Annotated in this window: 35 protein-coding genes; 4 read left to right on the forward strand and 31 right to left on the reverse strand. The window is 43.0% G+C overall.

The window, feature by feature from the left end; genetic code table 11:
* Positions 1 to 3 precede the first annotated feature (3 nt).
* The 29 genes from TX77_RS09690 to TX77_RS09830 form a co-directional block, all read right to left on the reverse strand.
* The gene (locus tag TX77_RS09690; RefSeq protein ID WP_044504670.1) at positions 4 to 210 is read right to left on the reverse strand and encodes a hypothetical protein; all 207 of its coding nucleotides are present in this window, start codon (positions 208 to 210) and stop codon (positions 4 to 6) included.
* A 2-nt stretch (positions 211 to 212) separates the two neighbouring features.
* Positions 213 to 602, reverse strand: coding sequence for a hypothetical protein (locus TX77_RS09695; RefSeq protein WP_044504671.1), 390 nt, complete (start codon positions 600 to 602; stop codon positions 213 to 215).
* Between the two features lie 34 nt (positions 603 to 636).
* Positions 637 to 1,029 (reverse strand): hypothetical protein, encoded by a 393-nt coding sequence (locus TX77_RS09700; RefSeq protein WP_044504672.1) that lies wholly within the window; start codon positions 1,027 to 1,029, stop codon positions 637 to 639.
* On the reverse strand, positions 1,007 to 1,339 hold the full coding sequence (locus TX77_RS09705; protein WP_044504673.1) for a hypothetical protein: 333 nt from the start codon (positions 1,337 to 1,339) through the stop codon (positions 1,007 to 1,009). Before TX77_RS09705 ends, TX77_RS09700 begins: the two co-directional genes overlap by 23 nt.
* A gap of 58 nt (positions 1,340 to 1,397) precedes the next feature.
* Positions 1,398 to 1,700, reverse strand: a complete 303-nt coding sequence (locus TX77_RS09710) for a hypothetical protein (protein ID WP_044504674.1) — start codon at positions 1,698 to 1,700, stop codon at positions 1,398 to 1,400.
* 11 nt (positions 1,701 to 1,711) lie between these two features.
* Entirely contained in the window at positions 1,712 to 2,092 is a 381-nt protein-coding gene (locus tag TX77_RS09715) for a hypothetical protein (protein WP_044504675.1), read from the reverse strand.
* A 14-nt stretch (positions 2,093 to 2,106) separates the two neighbouring features.
* Positions 2,107 to 3,015, reverse strand: a complete 909-nt coding sequence (locus tag TX77_RS09720) for a DNA cytosine methyltransferase (RefSeq protein WP_044504676.1) — start codon at positions 3,013 to 3,015, stop codon at positions 2,107 to 2,109.
* Positions 3,008 to 3,529 carry a crAss001_48 related protein gene (locus tag TX77_RS09725; protein WP_044504678.1) on the reverse strand — a complete coding sequence of 174 codons (522 nt, stop codon included), beginning with the start codon at positions 3,527 to 3,529 and terminating at the stop codon, positions 3,008 to 3,010. Before TX77_RS09725 ends, TX77_RS09720 begins: the two co-directional genes overlap by 8 nt.
* An 18-nt stretch (positions 3,530 to 3,547) precedes the next feature.
* The gene (locus tag TX77_RS09730; protein WP_044504679.1) at positions 3,548 to 3,946 is read right to left on the reverse strand and encodes a hypothetical protein; all 399 of its coding nucleotides are present in this window, start codon (positions 3,944 to 3,946) and stop codon (positions 3,548 to 3,550) included.
* A gap of 1 nt (position 3,947) precedes the next feature.
* Entirely contained in the window at positions 3,948 to 4,313 is a 366-nt protein-coding gene (locus TX77_RS09735; RefSeq protein ID WP_044504681.1) for a hypothetical protein, read from the reverse strand.
* Positions 4,306 to 4,581 (reverse strand): hypothetical protein, encoded by a 276-nt coding sequence (locus TX77_RS09740; RefSeq protein ID WP_044504683.1) that lies wholly within the window; start codon positions 4,579 to 4,581, stop codon positions 4,306 to 4,308. Before TX77_RS09740 ends, TX77_RS09735 begins: the two co-directional genes overlap by 8 nt.
* 36 nt (positions 4,582 to 4,617) lie before the next feature.
* Positions 4,618 to 4,863, reverse strand: a complete 246-nt coding sequence (locus tag TX77_RS09745; protein WP_044504684.1) for a hypothetical protein — start codon at positions 4,861 to 4,863, stop codon at positions 4,618 to 4,620.
* A complete protein-coding gene (locus TX77_RS09750) occupies positions 4,864 to 5,316 on the reverse strand; it encodes a RusA family crossover junction endodeoxyribonuclease (protein WP_044504689.1) in 453 nt (150 codons plus the stop codon). It lies immediately after the preceding gene.
* A 157-nt stretch (positions 5,317 to 5,473) separates the two neighbouring features.
* The gene (locus tag TX77_RS09755; RefSeq protein ID WP_044504692.1) at positions 5,474 to 5,719 is read right to left on the reverse strand and encodes a hypothetical protein; all 246 of its coding nucleotides are present in this window, start codon (positions 5,717 to 5,719) and stop codon (positions 5,474 to 5,476) included.
* Positions 5,720 to 5,731: 12 nt separating this feature from the next.
* Positions 5,732 to 6,175, reverse strand: a complete 444-nt coding sequence (locus tag TX77_RS09760) for a dUTP diphosphatase (protein WP_044504694.1) — start codon at positions 6,173 to 6,175, stop codon at positions 5,732 to 5,734.
* A gap of 206 nt (positions 6,176 to 6,381) precedes the next feature.
* The gene (locus TX77_RS09765) at positions 6,382 to 6,768 is read right to left on the reverse strand and encodes a single-stranded DNA-binding protein (protein WP_044504695.1); all 387 of its coding nucleotides are present in this window, start codon (positions 6,766 to 6,768) and stop codon (positions 6,382 to 6,384) included.
* 14 nt (positions 6,769 to 6,782) lie between these two features.
* Complete coding sequence (locus TX77_RS09770) at positions 6,783 to 7,361, reverse strand: hypothetical protein (protein ID WP_044504697.1); 579 nt, start codon at positions 7,359 to 7,361, stop codon at positions 6,783 to 6,785.
* A 5-nt stretch (positions 7,362 to 7,366) separates the two neighbouring features.
* On the reverse strand, positions 7,367 to 7,933 hold the full coding sequence (locus TX77_RS09775; protein WP_044504699.1) for a hypothetical protein: 567 nt from the start codon (positions 7,931 to 7,933) through the stop codon (positions 7,367 to 7,369).
* Positions 7,875 to 8,753, reverse strand: a complete 879-nt coding sequence (locus TX77_RS13010; RefSeq protein WP_049917339.1) for a hypothetical protein — start codon at positions 8,751 to 8,753, stop codon at positions 7,875 to 7,877. Before TX77_RS13010 ends, TX77_RS09775 begins: the two co-directional genes overlap by 59 nt.
* Complete coding sequence (locus TX77_RS09785; RefSeq protein ID WP_049917340.1) at positions 8,731 to 9,543, reverse strand: HNH endonuclease; 813 nt, start codon at positions 9,541 to 9,543, stop codon at positions 8,731 to 8,733. Before TX77_RS09785 ends, TX77_RS13010 begins: the two co-directional genes overlap by 23 nt.
* Positions 9,536 to 9,808 (reverse strand): HNH endonuclease signature motif containing protein, encoded by a 273-nt coding sequence (locus TX77_RS14355; protein ID WP_081651724.1) that lies wholly within the window; start codon positions 9,806 to 9,808, stop codon positions 9,536 to 9,538. The genes TX77_RS09785 and TX77_RS14355 overlap by 8 nt, the downstream gene beginning before the upstream one ends.
* Positions 9,793 to 10,305, reverse strand: coding sequence for a NinB/YbcN family protein (locus tag TX77_RS09795; protein WP_044504701.1), 513 nt, complete (start codon positions 10,303 to 10,305; stop codon positions 9,793 to 9,795). Before TX77_RS09795 ends, TX77_RS14355 begins: the two co-directional genes overlap by 16 nt.
* A gap of 29 nt (positions 10,306 to 10,334) precedes the next feature.
* Entirely contained in the window at positions 10,335 to 11,012 is a 678-nt protein-coding gene (locus TX77_RS09800) for an ERF family protein (protein WP_044504703.1), read from the reverse strand.
* Between the two features lie 3 nt (positions 11,013 to 11,015).
* Positions 11,016 to 12,077 (reverse strand): DUF1351 domain-containing protein, encoded by a 1,062-nt coding sequence (locus tag TX77_RS09805; protein WP_044504704.1) that lies wholly within the window; start codon positions 12,075 to 12,077, stop codon positions 11,016 to 11,018.
* Positions 12,078 to 12,359 (reverse strand): hypothetical protein, encoded by a 282-nt coding sequence (locus tag TX77_RS09810; protein WP_044504706.1) that lies wholly within the window; start codon positions 12,357 to 12,359, stop codon positions 12,078 to 12,080.
* 85 nt (positions 12,360 to 12,444) lie between these two features.
* Positions 12,445 to 12,711, reverse strand: a complete 267-nt coding sequence (locus TX77_RS09815; protein ID WP_044504709.1) for a LysM peptidoglycan-binding domain-containing protein — start codon at positions 12,709 to 12,711, stop codon at positions 12,445 to 12,447.
* Complete coding sequence (locus TX77_RS09820) at positions 12,708 to 13,010, reverse strand: hypothetical protein (protein ID WP_044504711.1); 303 nt, start codon at positions 13,008 to 13,010, stop codon at positions 12,708 to 12,710. Before TX77_RS09820 ends, TX77_RS09815 begins: the two co-directional genes overlap by 4 nt.
* Positions 13,011 to 13,015: 5 nt before the next feature.
* On the reverse strand, positions 13,016 to 13,777 hold the full coding sequence (locus tag TX77_RS09825) for a phage antirepressor KilAC domain-containing protein (RefSeq protein ID WP_044504713.1): 762 nt from the start codon (positions 13,775 to 13,777) through the stop codon (positions 13,016 to 13,018).
* 59 nt (positions 13,778 to 13,836) lie between these two features.
* The gene (locus TX77_RS09830) at positions 13,837 to 14,031 is read right to left on the reverse strand and encodes a helix-turn-helix transcriptional regulator (protein ID WP_044504715.1); all 195 of its coding nucleotides are present in this window, start codon (positions 14,029 to 14,031) and stop codon (positions 13,837 to 13,839) included.
* A 159-nt stretch (positions 14,032 to 14,190) separates the two neighbouring features.
* Between TX77_RS09830 and TX77_RS09835 the strand changes: the two genes are divergently transcribed.
* From TX77_RS09835 to TX77_RS09845, 4 genes are all read left to right on the forward strand, one after another.
* Positions 14,191 to 14,583, forward strand: coding sequence for a helix-turn-helix domain-containing protein (locus TX77_RS09835; RefSeq protein WP_044504717.1), 393 nt, complete (start codon positions 14,191 to 14,193; stop codon positions 14,581 to 14,583).
* 59 nt (positions 14,584 to 14,642) lie between these two features.
* Complete coding sequence (locus TX77_RS14360) at positions 14,643 to 15,035, forward strand: ImmA/IrrE family metallo-endopeptidase (protein WP_420891009.1); 393 nt, start codon at positions 14,643 to 14,645, stop codon at positions 15,033 to 15,035.
* Positions 15,036 to 15,048: 13 nt separating this feature from the next.
* The gene (locus TX77_RS13645; protein ID WP_154651895.1) at positions 15,049 to 15,222 is read left to right on the forward strand and encodes a hypothetical protein; all 174 of its coding nucleotides are present in this window, start codon (positions 15,049 to 15,051) and stop codon (positions 15,220 to 15,222) included.
* A 63-nt stretch (positions 15,223 to 15,285) separates the two neighbouring features.
* On the forward strand, positions 15,286 to 16,362 hold the full coding sequence (locus TX77_RS09845) for a tyrosine-type recombinase/integrase (protein WP_044504721.1): 1,077 nt from the start codon (positions 15,286 to 15,288) through the stop codon (positions 16,360 to 16,362).
* Positions 16,363 to 16,482: 120 nt separating this feature from the next.
* On the opposite strand, the gene TX77_RS09850 is transcribed toward TX77_RS09845, so the two are convergent.
* Together TX77_RS09850 and TX77_RS09855 are read right to left on the reverse strand one after the other, a co-directional pair.
* Positions 16,483 to 17,220, reverse strand: a complete 738-nt coding sequence (locus TX77_RS09850) for a TIGR03915 family putative DNA repair protein (protein ID WP_044504723.1) — start codon at positions 17,218 to 17,220, stop codon at positions 16,483 to 16,485.
* A gap of 10 nt (positions 17,221 to 17,230) precedes the next feature.
* On the reverse strand, positions 17,231 to 18,475 hold the full coding sequence (locus TX77_RS09855; protein ID WP_154651896.1) for a putative DNA modification/repair radical SAM protein: 1,245 nt from the start codon (positions 18,473 to 18,475) through the stop codon (positions 17,231 to 17,233).
* Between the last annotated feature and the right edge of the window lie 61 nt (positions 18,476 to 18,536).

Genomic DNA, 18,536 nt, shown 5'->3' on the forward strand with positions numbered 1-18,536 from the left:
CTGCTATTCCCCCAATCCATTATCTTCACTCCAAATGTTTACCAACTTATTGTATATTTCCTTTATTTTTTCTTCGGTTCCTGTAAGTTTCAGTATATTCCCAGATACCATGTAAAATCTTAACTTATGTTCTCCCCCAGTGCTTTCTAACAATTCAATACTCTCTATATATTCCGGTCGAATTATCTGCGTGTCTGTTTCAATTATCATGGTTATTCCTCCTTATCGACTTTATATTTGGGGAGTTCACTCAAATTATCTCCGTTCGTTGCCTTGTTACAAAAATCATATATGGCGCAATGGTCGCATTCTACGTAACCGTCGCATTCTCTTTGTTGGGTACAATAGTTCTCACAATAATCGATGATAGTGTTTACCGCCTGTCTTACCTCGTAGAATTCTCGGTCTTCCAAATCGTACTGATACTCCTCGAGTACATTAATAAGCCCCTTTCTCACCGTCTTCCCGTGCTGGTCGTTGCCAATGTATAAGATATCCCCGCACCCGATTTTGAAGGGGGATCCAGCTTTTAACTCGTATACCAATGCTTCCACGATATAAAGCTCGTTCGTGGCGTTTTTGTTTACATTGTTTTTTTCCATTTTTTGCCTCCTTATGTGATACTTTCGCCTTCTATCATTTAAGAGATCTTAACCTATCTTCTAAGACATAGCTCGCCATTTCGAAAATACAATCGCCTGCGCAGTCATCCAGTTCGACGTTTGCCGGACAACCGGCGCAACCTGCCTGTTCCTCGCAAAAACCATGTCTAAGCATATATAACAGTCTAGTACCATCCATCAACATATCAGGATTAATCATTCCTCTTTCCTGGCGATATTTTTTCACCTCAAAGTCCAGCCTTGTTTTTTCCTTCATTAGTTCCCCTAACTGGAAACCAAGCTCATAAAATTCCCGACTATGTTCCATGCCTTTCTTCATATCAGTTATCTTTGTCGCTACCTTCTCAATTTGTTTTTTAATATCGGCTAACTCTTTTTCTTTTTTACACAGGTCGTATGGTTTCATTTTTTTCTCCTCGTAACATTGAATCAATCTGTTCCAATTCGTGGCTTACTTTAACCACTGACAACGCCAGGCGATCAAGCGGTTCTCTTAAGCTTGTCATGTCTACGCCAGCCATTTCTAGTTGCATAGCAAGGGACATTCCATCGACACGATCATAGTCAATCTCACGGTACATAATATGATTACCGTTTTCGTACTGTTCTATGGTTTTATCTCCTATTTTCTTAATTACTGTTTTTCCAATCTCTTCGCCATGCCTAAATACGCTCATTGTATAACGATCTTGATTTATGGTTACTTTGATTTCCATTTCAAACTTTCTGACCTCCTTCTGTAACAGGGATAGATACTTCCGTCGGAAGGAAAAATCACTCAACTTGTTTCAAGTCCATCATTAAATACTTTGCGCCTGCTTCCAACACAGCAAGGGATTCACATATTTTCCTAGTATCTATGCCATATCTTTCCATTTGTGTCGCAAGGATTTTACTACCATCCTCATCAAATCTAAGGCCTCGTTGTATACCATGACCATTGCCATCTTTGTAGTAGACTAAAAACCCAAATTCTCCTCGCAAAATGGAGACCGTTCCAATTTCGTGTAGACCCTTATAGGCTACAATTCTATATACATCCGACTCTATGGTTACTCTAATCTTTGTTTGTTCCATTTTTATTTCTCCTATTTCTGTTCCTGGTGCTGCGCTTTTACTGCCATTCGTCCCGCTTCCGTAACCGGAACCGACGCTTCCGTCGGCAGATAGATGACCTGATTCTTAGTTTCCTTTATGGCCTCTACCCACTTTTGTTCCATCGCTTCCGGATAGTCACGGACAGACTCGCCTAAAATTCTATTGGCCTCTGCTTGCTTTTTGGCGGCTTCTAATTCAGCCTCCGCTTCCTGGACCTTAATCTGACGATCTTGCGTAGCTTTAGCAAGTGCCGCTTCGCCCTGTTTTCCCTGCTGCCATACCAAATAGTTAGGGTAGCCATAAGCAATGCCAGCGCCTACACCACCGAACAACATAACAACAACTAATAAACTGGATACTCGTTCAAACATGATATAGTTCCTCCTTATAACAACTCACGAAACATACTTTCAAATATAGTGACGGGAATGCTGTTTCCCGCTTGGCGGTACAGTGTCCGCCTAGAATTAACCGCCGCGGCCGCTGCGAAATCATCGTCACTGTATCCTTGCAGCCGCCAGCACTCGCGTTCTGTCAAGTACCGGTATTTCCCGTTACCGATTGGTAAGCATCCGCTTCCAGGTGCGCGGTCCGGACGTTCCGTTATCGTGTAACAGTAGTCCTTAATAATTGGCAACCGTCTTACACCTTTCTTGTTTCCGATTGCCCGAAGCATAGACGGGGCTTTTACTCTGTAATAGTCGTCTACTGGACCGGCTTCCAGAAATTCTTTGATTGGCCGCATATTCCGTTTTTTAAGCCTTAAAAAGTCGAACGGCATACTTCCTAGCATGGATACCGTAAAAACTCGTTCACGGCGTTGTGGAAGGCCAAAATCAATAGCATTTAAAATCTCGTATGAGCTGGTGTATCCTAACCGGTCCAAGGCCAATACATATTGTTGGTAATTCCGGACCATGTATTTTGATAACACGTTTTTCACATTTTCCCAAATTATGATCCTTGGACGCCACACGCCCATGTTCTGAACGATGTTGACCGTTTCCCACATCAGCGAAGAACGTGTTTCGCTGCCTGGATCGGCACCTTTTTGTTTTCCTGCGATAGAAAAATCTTGGCACGGTGAACCGTGAATCAGGATATCGGGCTTTAAATCCCAACCACGAACGTCCTGGGCCTTATAATCAAGGTCGTTTCGGAACATCGCGTTATACGACCGGACCGCCTTTTCATCTATCTCGACGTAATCGATTGATTTAACCGGCACACCTAGATTTCTCAATGCTATCCGTGGACTTCCAATCCCCCCGAATAGCTCTAAGATTTTAATCATTTTTGTATTCCTCAATCTTCCGCAATGTATTGATAATGTATTCTTCACTTTGATATCGGCAGTTATACTCCCTGATTGGCTCATTACAAGACCCATATACTCCCTTTTTATTGCTTTTTACTACTGATAGTTCGTACTCAACATCTCCTGATAAGGCTATATATCTAATGATTTTCGCGCCATACCCATTGTCGAAAGATACGAAAAATCTTTCATAATCTCTAGTACCCATGGAAAAGGCATTTTCGTCTGAAACGTACGGACCAATGCGGACTCGTTCTTTGTATAATGGGATATCTTCATCTTGCGTCGTGCGATTAGAGCCGGTGTATTCAATCCTGGCCTCCAAAACTCGTAAATACTTATGCATCGCTTTTATTTGATTGGCCATTAGATAATACTCTACGGTATTCATAATGTCTTTGTTGTTATCTAAATGACGAATTAGCTTCATGAGTCTTTCACTCAACTGATTTCGCTCTTCTTTTAGTTTAAAAACATAGTAATCTCCCATTTTTACTACCTCCAAATTTCACTTTTTATTCTCCTCATTAACGTTATATTCTTCGCCGTCCCGAATTATGAAGAATCCTGGTTTGTGTTGGGGATATTTTTCAAGCCAAGCAAAGAAGGCTGCTTCTATTTTTTTGTTCAAATCGTCCATTTCCTTATTGCTGACTGATTCTAAATACCCATCACTCCACTCACCAAAATCCTCATCAGCTTGGTCCTGTAAACCATAAAGCATGTTTTCTGCGACGTCTATTTCCGGCACAAACTGTTCAACTTGACCGACAAAAAATATAGTCTCCCCCCGTTCTTTCGCTTCTTCAGTAGCTGTCTTAATTGCCTCTTTTTTGCTGTCAAGAAAAACAAATTCATAAATTTCACCATTAAATGAATACGCCCATTCACCTGTTTTTTTTAGCATTTCAATCGCCTCTCCCTATAGATTCAAGATCATATTTTTCAGCGTTTTCGACAAACCAAAAACACGTTCTATACTCCGGATTATTATCAACCCATTTCCAAAACTCGATCCCCATCGCTTTAGCAAGTTTATCCATTGCTTCCGGATAAACAGCAACGCCTTCGCGTAATAACTTGCGACTCAAATCTTCAGTAAAATCTCGATACGGGGCTTGTCTATATACCATGCCAACCCAAAACGATTCCACTCCATGTAGTACCGCGTCTATGCGGGCCGCGCGAATGGCCTGTTCTTTACTGCTAAAAAATACATTGCTGTATTCTTCGCCGTATATGGAATAAGTCCATTCTCCATTCGAGCTAATCATCCTTATTTTCACCTTCTTCTAATTTGTCGAGTTCCCCAGACAATACAAGTGCTGTTGCCTCACAGACAATGGTCATTTGGTATATCCACAATTCGTCCCAATCAACGTCTCCATTCTTTCTACGCTGACCGGCCGTTTTCTGCCGTGTAGCCTTGCATAATTTCAGTACGGCTTCTTTGAGTGCCGGAATATTCGCTTTTTGGCCACCCATCATGAGGAACGACCACATAGTGCTTTTGACCTGGTTCTTCATCTTGTCCTTTTTCATCGTTTATTCTCTCTTTTACAGTTCCTTTCACCGACCTCATAACTCTTCAAATTTTTTCTTTAACATTTCTAAATCTTCTTCCAGTCTTTTTAATAACATCGCTTTGAGGTCCTTTTTTGTATCTGTCAAAAGATTTGAAGAATAATCTTTGTTATGACAATCAATAATTTTAATCTCACTGCATTTGTCATTTTCCAGCACTTTAATGACCGCATTCGTGTCTTCAATATCGTCCCACAACTCAATGCCGGCTTCACATCTTTCTAGTTCGTCTTGTGTCACTTATCGCACCTCCTTAAATCTCTCAAACTGCCCACTTTCCACTCTTTTTACGAGTTTGGGGTGCAGCCAATACGCCGGAAAATCAAGGTCAGTGATTTCACCTAGCGTGATTTCTACTCGCGGATTATCATGGTCAATGCCTACTATCATCGAGCCATCAACATCAGCAATAAATCCGTCATCCTCTACTATTCCGGCCTTTTCCAGTATGTCGGCGGTCGCCTGGATCAATCCGAATAAGTCAGGCCAGCCGCGCCGGTCCGGCATATAATACCGGGCCGTCATGCACACCGCGCAGTCAATTGGGATACGTGGCCGTTGTGGCTTTAACTGCCATAATGCGCTTTCTTCGTATTCCCTATACTGTTTTGATTGTATAAGGCCGTGTTTTGTCCGCTGCATGGAGTTTTTCTTGGTTATTGGCCGGCCTTTTATAATGTACGTCTTCATCATGTCTCACGACCTACGCTTCAATTTCAATAGCTTATATGCCCTGTATAACATCACAATACGAGTCGTTTTGAGGTCTTCACCATGGGCATATAACCACATCCATAGATTTGCACCCAGCTCTTTTTGTCTGCATGTTTTTTCTCTAAACGACCAACGTTTACTCTTCAGCATCGCTACTACCTCCATAGATATCTACGCTTTGAACGAGTTGATCTAAACGGAGTAACTCGCCTCTCAAAATAACTATTTTGTTATGTATGGCCGTTCTAGTTGCAGCCATTGGGACAACTCCATATGCATAGTCCCTATCCATGCCTGCAAATACATTCCGTTCAACGGACTTCATTAATCCGGTCGTCATTGTTAACTGATCGATAATATCAAGCGATTGATTTGTATCCATAGTAATTCTCCTTTATTTCCCAGTGCTTCCGAATCCGCCCGTTCCTCGCTTTGTTTCGGTAAGCTCGTCGACTTCTTCAAACTCAATATCAACGTTCTTTTCAATCAATCCCTGCATGAACCTATCGCCTTTTTGAATACCCTCAAGGTCATAACCAACATTATCAAACAATCCTTGTACTTCGCCTCTATATGAAGCATCAATGATACCCACACAATTAGATAATCGCAACTTACTTTTAGCTCCGTAACTACTTCTCATAAACAGCTTCATGTGATATCCCGCTGGAATTTCAAACGCCAACCCGGTGGGTATTTTTTGACCTTTAGCACCACCACAAATCAAAAACGACGTTGGTGCATAAAAATCAAAGCAGGCGTTACCATCGGTAATTAGTGGCAGCTTAATATCTTCGCTTGGATATGTTCCCAATACTTTTTTTACTTTAATCTTCATAGTGTCTCCTATTTCTTTCTAATGCTTTGTTTTTAGCCTTGTGGGCGATTTTAGGCCGCGTTCCATGACATTGTATAGCTCGCGGTTTGCAAGCCCTGTCATCGGCGCATACAGGCACTAATTTGCCGTCTGCTGTTACAACGTAATGACAATAACCATAAATCTTCTTGTGACAGTAATAGCAACTTTTCAAATACCGTCACCTCTTAAAACGGAATATCTTCCTCAACGACCTCGCTCCCCATATTGTTAAAGTCTCCGTTATTGTTTCTCATCGGCCGTACAACCTTCGCAATCCGATTAACGATGACGTTATAGGCAACCTTATTATTTCCGTCCTTAGAAACGTATTCTTGTTGATCTAATCGACCAGTTACTTCGACACGATCCCCAGAATGTAACTCCTGAACAATTGCTTCCGCCTGTTCTTTAAATGCCGTGCAGCGCCACCACTGGGATACCCATTCATTTCCCTGTCCGCCTGGCTTCTTTTTATTGTCAGCTACGGAAAAATAAACGATAGGCGTTCCTTTTCTTGTGACGCGACTTTCTGGGTCCTTGCCAATGTTTCCAACGATCGTGATTGTGTTCATGTTGTTTGCTCCTTTTAATTTTTATTGCCGCCGTAAATGTCTACGGGACCGTTTATCCTTTCATATTCGTCTAATGCAGGATATTCAACCCCACATTCGACGTTCAAACACTTCATAAATTCCCAAATCGGTACTTCTCCGTGTGTTAAGACATACACCTTGTCTTTGTAATACCCGAATAAGTCCGTGATTCTCTTTTTTCTCCACCCGTATACGCTGTACATCGTCCAGAAAATAACGATTGCGACTCCGGCTACCATGTCCCGTGTATGGGCCATTAAGACTCTGTCTTTCGTCGGCCCAGTAATAATCCGCTGCATCTTTTCCGCGATTTTCTCGTTATCAAATCGATTAAAGCCATATTTTTCTAACTCATCTCGCCAGTCATAAATGAATCCTTCTTGAAATTCATCTAAGTGCGACCACATGTCGTTCATTTTTGCAAAACGGTTCCGGCCAAACCCGTATTTATCGTGCAAGCAATTGAATAACAACGTTGTCGCCCAGTCCGTTCCGCTTTCTGCTCCTGCTTCCCGTCTGATCTGTTGCCGTTTCTCCTGCTGCTTATCAAGCGCACTCGTAACCCAATTCAATCATTTCACTTCCTTATTACCACAATATCAACTAGTCCCGTTTCAGGCTGATAAGAAAACTTACATTTATCCGTTCCCATCATCATCGCGGAACGCTGTCCTTCCCTAAATACATCTGCATTTCTGATGATCGTTGCGTTGTCCATGTCTGGAAATACACGATGTACGAATTCAATCAGATCTCTAGGAAGGTCGCTTATATCCGGCGGTTTCTTTTCTTTTTCTCGATTTTTCGAGTTGCTCCATCGCTCCTGAATTTTGTCTATCTTGTCTTTTATTCGTTGCCGGCCTTCTTCATTGATCGGCGGCGTTGGCAGGGCCTTGTATTCCTGCACCGCGTTGACTTCCTGTTTTACAATCTGGCGTATCAACGGCACGCTTGGTATTTTTTCTGGCGACGCCTCAATCGCCTTTTCAATGGCCCGCATAACCACCCTGTCCGGATACTTACCAAGTTGCGCCAACATAGACGCGATAAACAACTTGGCATTGTCTGCATCCAGCTTCCATCCATCAGCGGGATAACTTCCCCGCAATATCATTAGGATTTGTTTCGCTGTTTCCGCTGTCATAGGCTTTACACAACCTTTCTAACTCTGCATCTTCTAACCGTTGCCGTTCAGCCCTGCTCATTCGTTTGGGCTGCTGCTGATTGTTATAGTTATTACGCTCCCAGTTACGGACCGTTGCTTTCCAATTCTTCATGTGGGTCTTCCCAACATACCACCCATTACTTTCGTAGTGGTCATAGAAGTATTCCGGATCAATACCGTTTTGACGTTCTTCACAATACGCACGAATTTCTTCCACGGTTGGCTTTACAAAGCGCTTGGTCCGTTTTTCTTTTGCAGGTTCATCAGCGTACACTTCACGTACACTCGATGTACGCTGCACCGTACACTCAGTGTTCTCACATACACATACACATTCACTTTCATTACTTTCTTTTTCTTTGTTACTTTCTTTTTCTTTAATTGTGTCTAAAAAGTCCTTTACGGTTTGATTAATTTCATCGCTATCCTTCAAGTGTTCTTTAATCACGCTTAACAGTACTTTATCCTTTACGCCATTTGCTGATTTAACGAGGCAATCAAAGATAGGCTTACCCCCTTTTACGGTAGAGTATTTTAAAAAATTCTTAATCGCTATTTCACATCCGCTTCGCGCTATCACTTTGTAGTTGTTTTCAAAACGATCAAGAAGGCCTCTGACAGCATCTTCACTGTATCCCAGTTCAAAGGCTGCTATCTTTGGTGGAAGTTCGTATATCCCACATGGTTCAGAATGTGGATTTGTAAGAAGATACAACATGAAATATTTATCTTCTGGCGTCCAGTAAATTACTTTTTCGTCCGTCCAAAATCCAGTACTAACTATCCTCTTTACTTTCATTACCTTTATCCATCTCCTTCTTGTACATGGCGGTTCGACAATCAATCGCCGTATACCACTCGCATATATCAGCCGCGATCAATGCGTTATTTTGCAATTCATCAACCGTCATAATTCCTTCGGAAACAACATTTTTCATGGTTTGCACAATAAAGCGAAGGTCGCCAGGCTTTAATTCTGTTGGGAATCTATTTCTCAAAATTCCACGAATATAGAGAATCTTATTTAACTCCGGGTCTGTCTTCTTTCTAATTTCATATAAAATGTTGTTCTCAATCTTGTTAAATGATATTTCCGCGCTTTCATCCGTATCTATGAAATTCTTTTCAACAGAATCTTTAACTCCATCGAGTACGGTTTGTGTGCCGTATTTCTTTAATAGTCGATGCAATGTTCGCTTTCCACTTTCGTTTGGAGTATATCCGGTTATTGACGTGAAGAAGTCGGCAGCATAATCTACGGTTTCAGTCTCAAGATTTTTTAATTCATCGTTCCACTGCTTAATCATTTCTAGTTGTTCGCGTCGTTCGTTCAATTCGTCTAGTTGTCTCTTCTGCTTAATTACTACGCTTTTGTCGTCCAACATTATGTTACTTTTGCCTAAATTACAGTCGGAGCAAGCGGTAACAAGGTTTGTTATTTCATTTGTTCCACCTTTAGACACCGGAACAATGTGGTCAACATGTAGCACAACGTCAGGAGCTGATTTTCCGCAGTATACGCATTTAAAGCTATCGCGCTTAAAAACTTCAAACCGAAGTCTTTTCGACAAATCCTTTCTTTTAGTCATTGTCTCTACCTCTTATCTTTATAAATAGTTCTCTCATCTGCTTTGCCTTTGGTCCGTGTGCCATTTCATGACAAGCCCGACATAAGCAGATCAGATTAATTAACACACTTGTACCGCAATGAGATCGAAAAATAATATGATGACATTCGACCGCCGGCGCCCCGCAGACTTCACATAGTCCATCAGCCCGTTCATAGGCAATTATTTTGTTTTTTCTGAACAGTGCGTCGTCTTGACGTTTTCTTTTATTCACGCGGGACTCCATTCTTCAATTAGACTTTCAATGTATTCCGGTGCTTTGGTCGTTATTCCCAGTTGCTTGCATTCGTCAAGCAAGCAATCTATAAGTCTGCTCATTTCCGCCGTATTGTACGTGCTGCTGCCGTAGTAACATTGAGTCAAGGTGTAACCTGGCGTTCGTCTGCACGGCCCTACGACGATACATATCTGCCCAGTATGTCCGGCTTCCCAGTTGCGCTGCCAGGTATCTACGGCGTCGTCCCGAACCGGAATCGCCTGGAACGGCTGCGAGTCTTGAATAGCCTCTCTATACACCTCTTCTTTTGAAATGTATTGGCCGTCCTTACTCAATGCTTCGGCAATCTCTTGGCAGATAGCCCAACATAACGCGTTTGCGTCTAATGAGCGTTTACGGCCAGGCCGCTTTATTTCAATTTCATACTCAACGTCATTCTTGAGTCTGTTGATATCTTCGGTTTTGGGTGCCGGCATGAGTAGCTGATAACCACTCATGCCTTTCATTACCTGCACACCTTTGCAGCGGAATTTCATCAACCAACACCGTCCATCAAAGCGGCATCGTCTTTTTCCTGCATGGCAGCTACCATTTTATCGACGCTTTCATAGAAGGCCTTCGCTTCCGGAAGAGTTAACTCAGAAAATCTTTCTTTTTTATACTTTTCTTTTACGAGTGGGATAATAAACGGAACTGCTCCATTTTTTCTCGCCCAGGCAGTTACAAGTTGGTAGTATTCCCTAACGGTTTGAGGAACACCAGCAGGAACGACGCTATCCTTTTTTTCTTTCTCCTCTTTTTTCCCTTCTTCAGAATACTTGTTATTCAGCGTATCAGGGTCCTTTGAATCGTCTATGCAGAACAGTCCATTTAAGGCATATTTTCTTGCGTAAGACGATGATGAGCCAGTAACCTGACTATCATCCATCCCCTTTCTGGACTGTGGTTCACGAGCAAGCGCAGATACGGATACATGTTCACCGTTTTCATTATCAATCAACGTTGCCGTCGCTTTTATATAGTATCTTTCCCCAATCAAAACAACGTCATCACTAATCAATAAGGTTACACCACTCTCTTTCAAAAGAGGCTTAACGCCTTCCACTATATCTTCACAGGACCGGTATGAATATTTCCCAAAACTGTTGTACTGTGATTTTGGAGCCCGGAGCTTAACTTGGACGTCAACAAGTTTTTCATAGATAGAAGCCATGCCTTACACCTCCTTTACTTCGGTAACTTCAAATTCAAAACCAATTCTTTCCAGCTTATCTTGTAATTGTTCAAGATCGTATTCACCTAGAACTCCGAAGAAATTTACGGTTACCGTATATTGTGGGATTTCTCTGGCGGTGGCTGATTTCGTAGCTGGTGGTAATACAGTTGTTTCTTTTGTTTCCGGCAACGAGTTCTCTTCGTCTTCGGCGCTATTCCAGTTAATTTCATATTCATGTTTCACCGTATCAATCGATAAAATCTTGTCTTCATTTTGTTCTTGCTGTTTCTGGACCTCTTGCGCTCTCATTGCAGCAGCAACTTCAATTTCCTTCTGTCTTTTCACATCCGACTCAATGAAATCTTTAATTTCGTTGAAACTGATATTTTCCACCATACCAATATATTTGTTTGCATTAATTGGCGTAGAAAGCTTTTCGGCTTCATTGGTCATAGTAATGAAGGTCTTTACCATAACCTTCTTTTCTTCCATCATTTTTACTTTTTCTTCTTCGGCGGTTTGTTCTGCCATCAATCGACTTACTTCACTATCGATAGCTTTGGTCGTATCCGACCATTTTGCCGTTTTGTTGTACCAGCGTTTATCCGGAACAAACTTAGCAATGTATTCTGCTTTTAACTTTGCCGCCGAAGCCTTTTTGCTAAACTCTGTATTTACCATCCTGTCGATAGCTTCGATTCTAGCCGTTTCATATCGATCCAATTGTTTTCGGAGCGGCTTTTCGACGTCTTCAATAATCATTCCCAGCTCGTCACATTGGTTTTTGAATAAGTGAGTGGGCATGCTTAATAGCTGTTTGCCTTCCCGTTCAAATCGTTTAAGGCTGGTCCGTAATGACACAACCTCGCGTAACGCCCGTTGACTATCTTCAACATTTTCATCTGTCACGACCATATTGGTGTATTTTTCTGTAACCGACTTCAAGTAGTTCTTGACGTCTTCCATGTTCCATCCAAGTTCAACCGGCTTATTTGTTATTTTGGGAACTACCGGAATTAATTCATCGTTAAATTCACTATTATTAGTTACGTTTTTCATCATTTATGCTCCTTTCGCCATTTCAGCACGTTCGAGAAGGTTATATAATTCATCCTGATCTTCAATATCTATTTTGTCTTCAACTTCCCAAATAGAGTGTTCAAACGCTCCAACAAGGCTATTAAAGTCAATATAGTAGGTGTCTGTCCCTTCGACGATTTTTTCTCCAATTGTTTTTAGTGTTCCTATTCCAAGCCTGTTCGCAATAGAAACAAGTTCTTCGCCAATTCTTTGACGCTCAATGGCTCTAGCAACGTCAGCCCAAAACCTTTCGTTCCAATCCATTGACTATCCCTTCTTTCTGCTCTACAATAAAACTAATCAATGTTTTTTGTTTGGCTGTCTCCTGTTGGCGCAGGCGGCAGCCTTTTTACTTTATTACGATTTTCTGCCCAGGATAGATAACGGCATCAATGCCAATATCGTTATCGGCCATCAGTTGACAGATCGTATCGCGGATATCTTCGCCGCGACGATCGGCAATCGGCCTGGCCAGGGACCAAACTGTTTCTCCTTCTTCTACAACATGTACAGTCGGTGCCGTTGGTTTTTCTTTTAATTGGTTTTCACAGTATCCCCACGCTACTCCAGCCAAAGCGGATACAGAAACAAGTATTGCCCATTTTTTTAAGGTCATATTCTTGTCGCCTCACTTAATGCGCCGCTAAGGACGCCACATATACGCGCTAGTTTTTCTTTCAAGGCTTTGTTCTCTTCGGACAAGGCCTTGTTTTCGTTTTCAAGCTCTGACCACTCTAGCGGGCCGTGCGCAGGCTCTTCATACTGGCAAAGAGCCTGTACTTCCGCTGCACGGTAGAAGCACCCAGGAATTTCATACAGGCGATGCAACCGCCCATCTCCTTCCATCCGCTGAATGGTTGAGCGGCTGCACCCGAACAGTTTTTGAAGTTCTTCTGCCGAGTACAGCATTTTCATTGTGTTCACCTCCCTAAATATCGATTAATGAAGAACAACTGCCCTTTGCCGGTAACCTTCGGCGTCTTTGTAATCCGAATCGTACCGTCAGGATTATTAATTGTAGTTTCCTTGACTTCAAAGAGGCCGTGTTCCATCGCTCTTTGAGTCGGCATATTCCGTGAACTGCCGCTTTTCATGAGAAATCCTTCATTGCGAAGTTGTCGGAATAGTCGGTGTTGTCCTGTGTCGTAGCCGTTTTGCTTCAACAGCTTAGCCAGGTCACCAATTAATATGCTAGTGTGACTAGCGCTAACTGCCCCGGCGAACAATACCTTCGGCCGATCATCTTTAATTTGTTGTTCGGCAGCCACTCTTGCGGCCCGTTCTTCTTTTAGCTCTGTCGCCAACCGGATGAGTGTGTCAGGATTCAACAACGCTTCTTCCAGCCTTTCCGGCGTAAGATATCCGCCGTGCTTTCTGATTGCCGGTAAAACCTCACTGGTTACCCAGTGTTTGAATTTCTTTGCTGTCGGGAGTTTAGAGCTGAATACCAAACTGTATATTCCAGACTCGTTGATGACTGTTTTGTTAGGATTGCCAATACCGTCGCGAATCGCTACGGTATTCTTATCTTCTCCGTCAACGTGTTTTGCAAGGGCGTCTCGGGTGTTTGAATAGCCAAGCGACGTTGCAACATCATTACCAACAAACCAAGGTTCATTGTTGATACTGACAGTTCTTATCTGCCCAAACTCTGGGCTGCTGAATATTTTTAAATCGTTCATCTTCTTTTCTCCCTTCTGTTTGTTTTTCTATATGAAATATGTATTTCGAAAAGAAATATTCAGGGCGCAAAAATAGCATCTAGTGTCTGGTTAAGCGCCTTTGCAATAGCCTTTGCCATTTCTACATCTGGATTCCTATCTCCAGATTCATAAAGAGAAACGGCCGTCTGACTTATGCCTAAAATTCGGCCTAACTCAACCTGCGTTAATTCTCGCTTTTCCCTGAAATATTTTATTTTGTTTTTCGGTTTCACTTTTTCGTTCCCCCCTTTCTTGCTACACTATTATTATATTTCATAATGAAATTTTTGTCAATCATTATTTCATAAGGAAATTTGAAATATCATCGTTTTTGAAATATAATTATTTCATAGGGAAATATTTCCATGTGAAATAAAAAGGACGGTGACACCATGAGAATCGGAGACAGAATGAAACAGCTTAGAGAAGAAAAAGACCTGATGCAACAAGAAGTTTGTAGTGCTTTAGGACTTGAACAAAGCACCCTGGCCAACTATGAAAACAATCGTAGGGTGCCGAAAACCGACATATTAATTTCGATTGCCAATTATTATGGCGTTTCACTTGACTACCTCGTCGGAAGAACCAATAATCGCTTTGACAATTCAAAACGTCATCCAAAGGACTTAAATAAATTCCTTGAACAAGCCGAAATTGTATTTGATGGAGATACGTACAATTTGAGCGACGATGAACGTCAAATGGTTATGAAGTCCCTAGAAGTCGCTTTCTACGCGGCTAAGCAAGCTAACAAGCGCAAAAAAAGCGACACAACTGATAAATAGAGGTGTCGCCTATGGTTAGGAAAAATATAAAATTGCGAGTCAAAAACCTCGTGAGGAAAATGGGAACGGCTGGCCCCCTTCAAATTGCGGATGCGCTGAAAATACCGATCGTGTACGCTAAACTGCCGGACGGTATAAGAGGCTATCTTACAAGGCCGCTTAGAAGGAAAATAATCGTACTTAACGACGAATTGGATGAACGGGAAGTCCCTATTGTCGTTGCGCACGAATTAGGTCATGCGCTTATGCATGGTGCGGCAGGCACTTTTCATGCAGACACGGTTAACTATTGTTGCGCCCGTAGTGAATATGAGGCCAATTTATTTGCCCTGTATCTGCTATCGTACTGTTATGACGTCGATGAACGTCTATTGCAGTCAGCCCCCAGGAATCGCGATGTAATGACGTATAAAGAAGCTCATTTATTGTTATGTAGATGTATTGAAAGATAGGATGGTGTTATTTATGAATTTTATATTATGGGCCGTATTCTTTGCTCTTATTGGTCTTGGCAAATACTCCATAGGAGAAATAAAAAGAAACAATAAGGCTAAAGGTATTACACTTCTTATTATCACTATCGTTCTTATGATTGCTTGGTTTATTTTAAAGGGGCACCAATCATCTCACCGAATGTAGGCTAATACAAAACCAATTATCCTTTATCTTCATCCACGGCCAGCGTATTGTCAGGAGGTAACTATGAATATAGACTACAACTTCACTTACCGCCAAAAAGACAAGGGCTGGCAAGTCATATTGTCTTATAAAGACGGTAGCAAATGGAGACAAAAAAGCAAACAGGGACTAAAGACAAAGCAGCAGGCAAAAGCCATGGGCGAGGAACTTTTGTCCGACCTTAAAAGAACATTTGTTCCTTCTTCAAACGCTATGAAGGGAACAACACTTAGACAATTTTTGCCCGTATTTCTAAAGGCAAAAGCTGGCGATGTTTCTTCGTCAACGCTTATTGAGTATCGTGATGTGTGTAAGTTTTTTCCGGAAATTGCAGATATTCCAATGGACGAAATTACCACTCAAAACGTCGCACGCATTTTAACAAGAAGAAAAACAGAAGGTTATTCAGTCGCAACACAACGACTTAGACTTACTATATTAAAGGCTGTATTATCTAGTGCAGCCAATACTTATGGCATTATCCGTGAAAATCCGGTAAAACGGATTAAACTTGATAAGCGGCAACGAAAAAAACTCCGCACCCTTTCGAGCGAGGAGTTTAGGACATTACTACAAAGCCCAACTGCAATTGGGTATGAATACTACAAAACGATCGTAATGACAGCTTATTATACCGGTATGCGCTATGGCGAGATTTTAGGCTTATCATGGGATAATATAGACTTTGACAAAAAAGAAATAACTATTGAAAAACAGTTAAAAAGGTATCCTCACGATCATAAAATTACCTATAAACTAGGTCCACTGAAAACACCTGGATCGTATCGGACTATTCCAATACCGGATGTATTAATTGAAAGCTTAATTAAACGGAAAAAGCAAAGCACCGATAACTTAGTTTTCTCCGTCGTAAGCTCCAATACAATGGCTATAAACCGATGGATCAATAAATCTATTCCAGGACGATCTATACATGCATTCAGACACACTTACGCAACAAATCTACTTGCGCACGGTGTTGATGTACAAACGGTAGCGGCACTATGTGGCGATACCGTAAAAACAATCATCAACAACTATATCGACTATACAAATGAAATGCGAAAGAAGGCTGCGCACGATATTAATAGGATTTTTTGACGAATTTTTGACGAACAAGGTTTTATCACTGAAAAAAGCTTATTATTAAGCCCTTTTCAAGTGTCTGTGATACAATGTTACTATTATATATCAAGTGCCGGGAAAAAGAAACACTTTTTTTCATTTCATTTCAATGAGGGTCGGCCAATATTTTTTAGGCATGAAATTACGGCGCAGGGCCTCATTTTTCCGCGAAGGAATGGCAATCGTGCGGTAATAATTCTGCCAAGCCCGTTCAATGGCCAGCTCATCATCTGACAATTCCGGTTCCGCCTGTACGTCAGGAATCGTCACCATGACGGGCTTTTCCCGGTCGTAATAGACACCAAACCCCCGGCCCGTATCGTGGAGAACCCAGCGTTCGCCCGGAAGGCGGCGGATAAAGTGCGGTGCCATGACCGGAATGACGCAGCACGTCGGCTTCAGCCGGCAGTAAAGCATGCCGTCGGACAATTCCTGAAAGCGGGCCAGTCCCAAGAGTTTATGGCGCTCGTTACCCGTCTTCCGTGCCCACTCGCAGACCGTCCAAATATCGGCCTCGCTGCGGTGATTGAGAAATGTCCCTTTATAATAAAAAGCCTTCCGCAAATAGCCCAGTAAGATCATCCCACCTTTTTTCGGTTCCGACAAAAAGGCATAGTAGAAATAATGACAGGCCTTGGGGCCGCATTGCCGCAAAAGGCCGTCCAGGATGCGCCGTGCCTTGCCGTCGTCAGTCGTAACAAAGCGTGACTCGGAAAAAAGTGAGGCCTCCTCGGCTTCCAAACAGATATCCTCGATCTGCTCCACGCCGTCATGCCAGCCGTCAAAGACGGCCGACAGGTACCCGAAAAAACTTCCATCGTAAGTATATATCATAGCATTGCCTCTAAAATAAACTCATGGGCTCGTAAGCAGACGGCTGCTTCTGTCCCGATAAGAGCATCCTTCGGACATAGGCCGGATCCGTCGAAAGACCGTAGTATTTCCCCTTGCAGGTAATAAAATAGCGGGCCCTTTTTAACACGACGCCTAAGCGCTTCAGACTGTCATAAGACAGGAAGGCCTGACGGCGGGCAGCGCAGATACGGCGGGCTGACACGACGCCGATGCCGGGCACGCGAAGCAAATCATGGTACGAAGCCCGGTTGACTTCAAGGGGGAAAACTTCCGGATGGCGCAGGGCCCAACAAGCTTTCGGATCGAGATCCAAATCGAAGTTTGGAACCTCATCGGTCAAAATTTCTTCGACGTTAAACTGGTAAAACCGCATCAGCCAGTCGGCCTGATACAGTCGATGTTCCCGAAGAAGGGGCGGCTCTGCAATAGCCGGCAGATTGGAACCCGTCACGGCCGGCACATAGGCCGAATAATAGACGCGCTTCATATCGACCTTGTCATACAAGGCCTGGCTGAGGCGCAGGATTGTCCGGTCGCTGTCCGGCGTCGCCCCGACGATGAGCTGTGTCGTCTGACCGGCCGGCACAAAGGACGGTACCTTCTTGTACCGTTTCTTTTCATCACGCCACTGATCAATGCCTTCACGGATATGACCCATGGGAACGAGGATATTCTCTTTGGTCTTCTGCGGTGCCAAGAGTTTTAAGCTCGACGAGGACGGCAGTTCGATATTGACACTCAAGCGATCGACGTAACGGCCTAGTTCTCGAATCAAAGCCTCACTCGTACCGGGAATTCCCTTCATATGGATGTAGCCATTAAATTTCTTCTCTTCCCGCAAGATCCGCGCCGTCCGAATCAACAGCTCCGTCGTATAGTCCGGCGAGCGATAGACACCGGAGCTGAGGAACAGCCCTTCAATATAGTTGCGCCGGTAAAAGGCAATGGTCACATCGGCGATTTCTTCCGGCGTCAAAATAGCCCTTTTCGCGTCGCGGCTCGCAGCATTGACACAGTAGGCACAGTTGTAGATGCAGTGATTAGTCATGAGGATCTTTAAGAGGGATACACACCGTCCGTCTGACGACCAGGTGTGACAAATGCCGCAGGCCGCCGCATTTCCGATGCCGCCGGCCTTATTTGCTCTGTGGCTGCCGCTCGATGAGCAGGACACGTCATATTTCGCAGCATCGCTTAAAATATGTAATTTTTCTTCGATTCGTTCCCAATCCACAACCCTCTCGCCTCCTCGTGCAGCTGCAGCTCTATGGGTTTAAAAGAGACTGCCCGACGAA

The sequence above is a fragment of the Megasphaera massiliensis genome (genome assembly GCF_000455225.1).
Taxonomy (GTDB): Bacteria; Bacillota; Negativicutes; order Veillonellales; family Megasphaeraceae; genus Megasphaera; species Megasphaera massiliensis.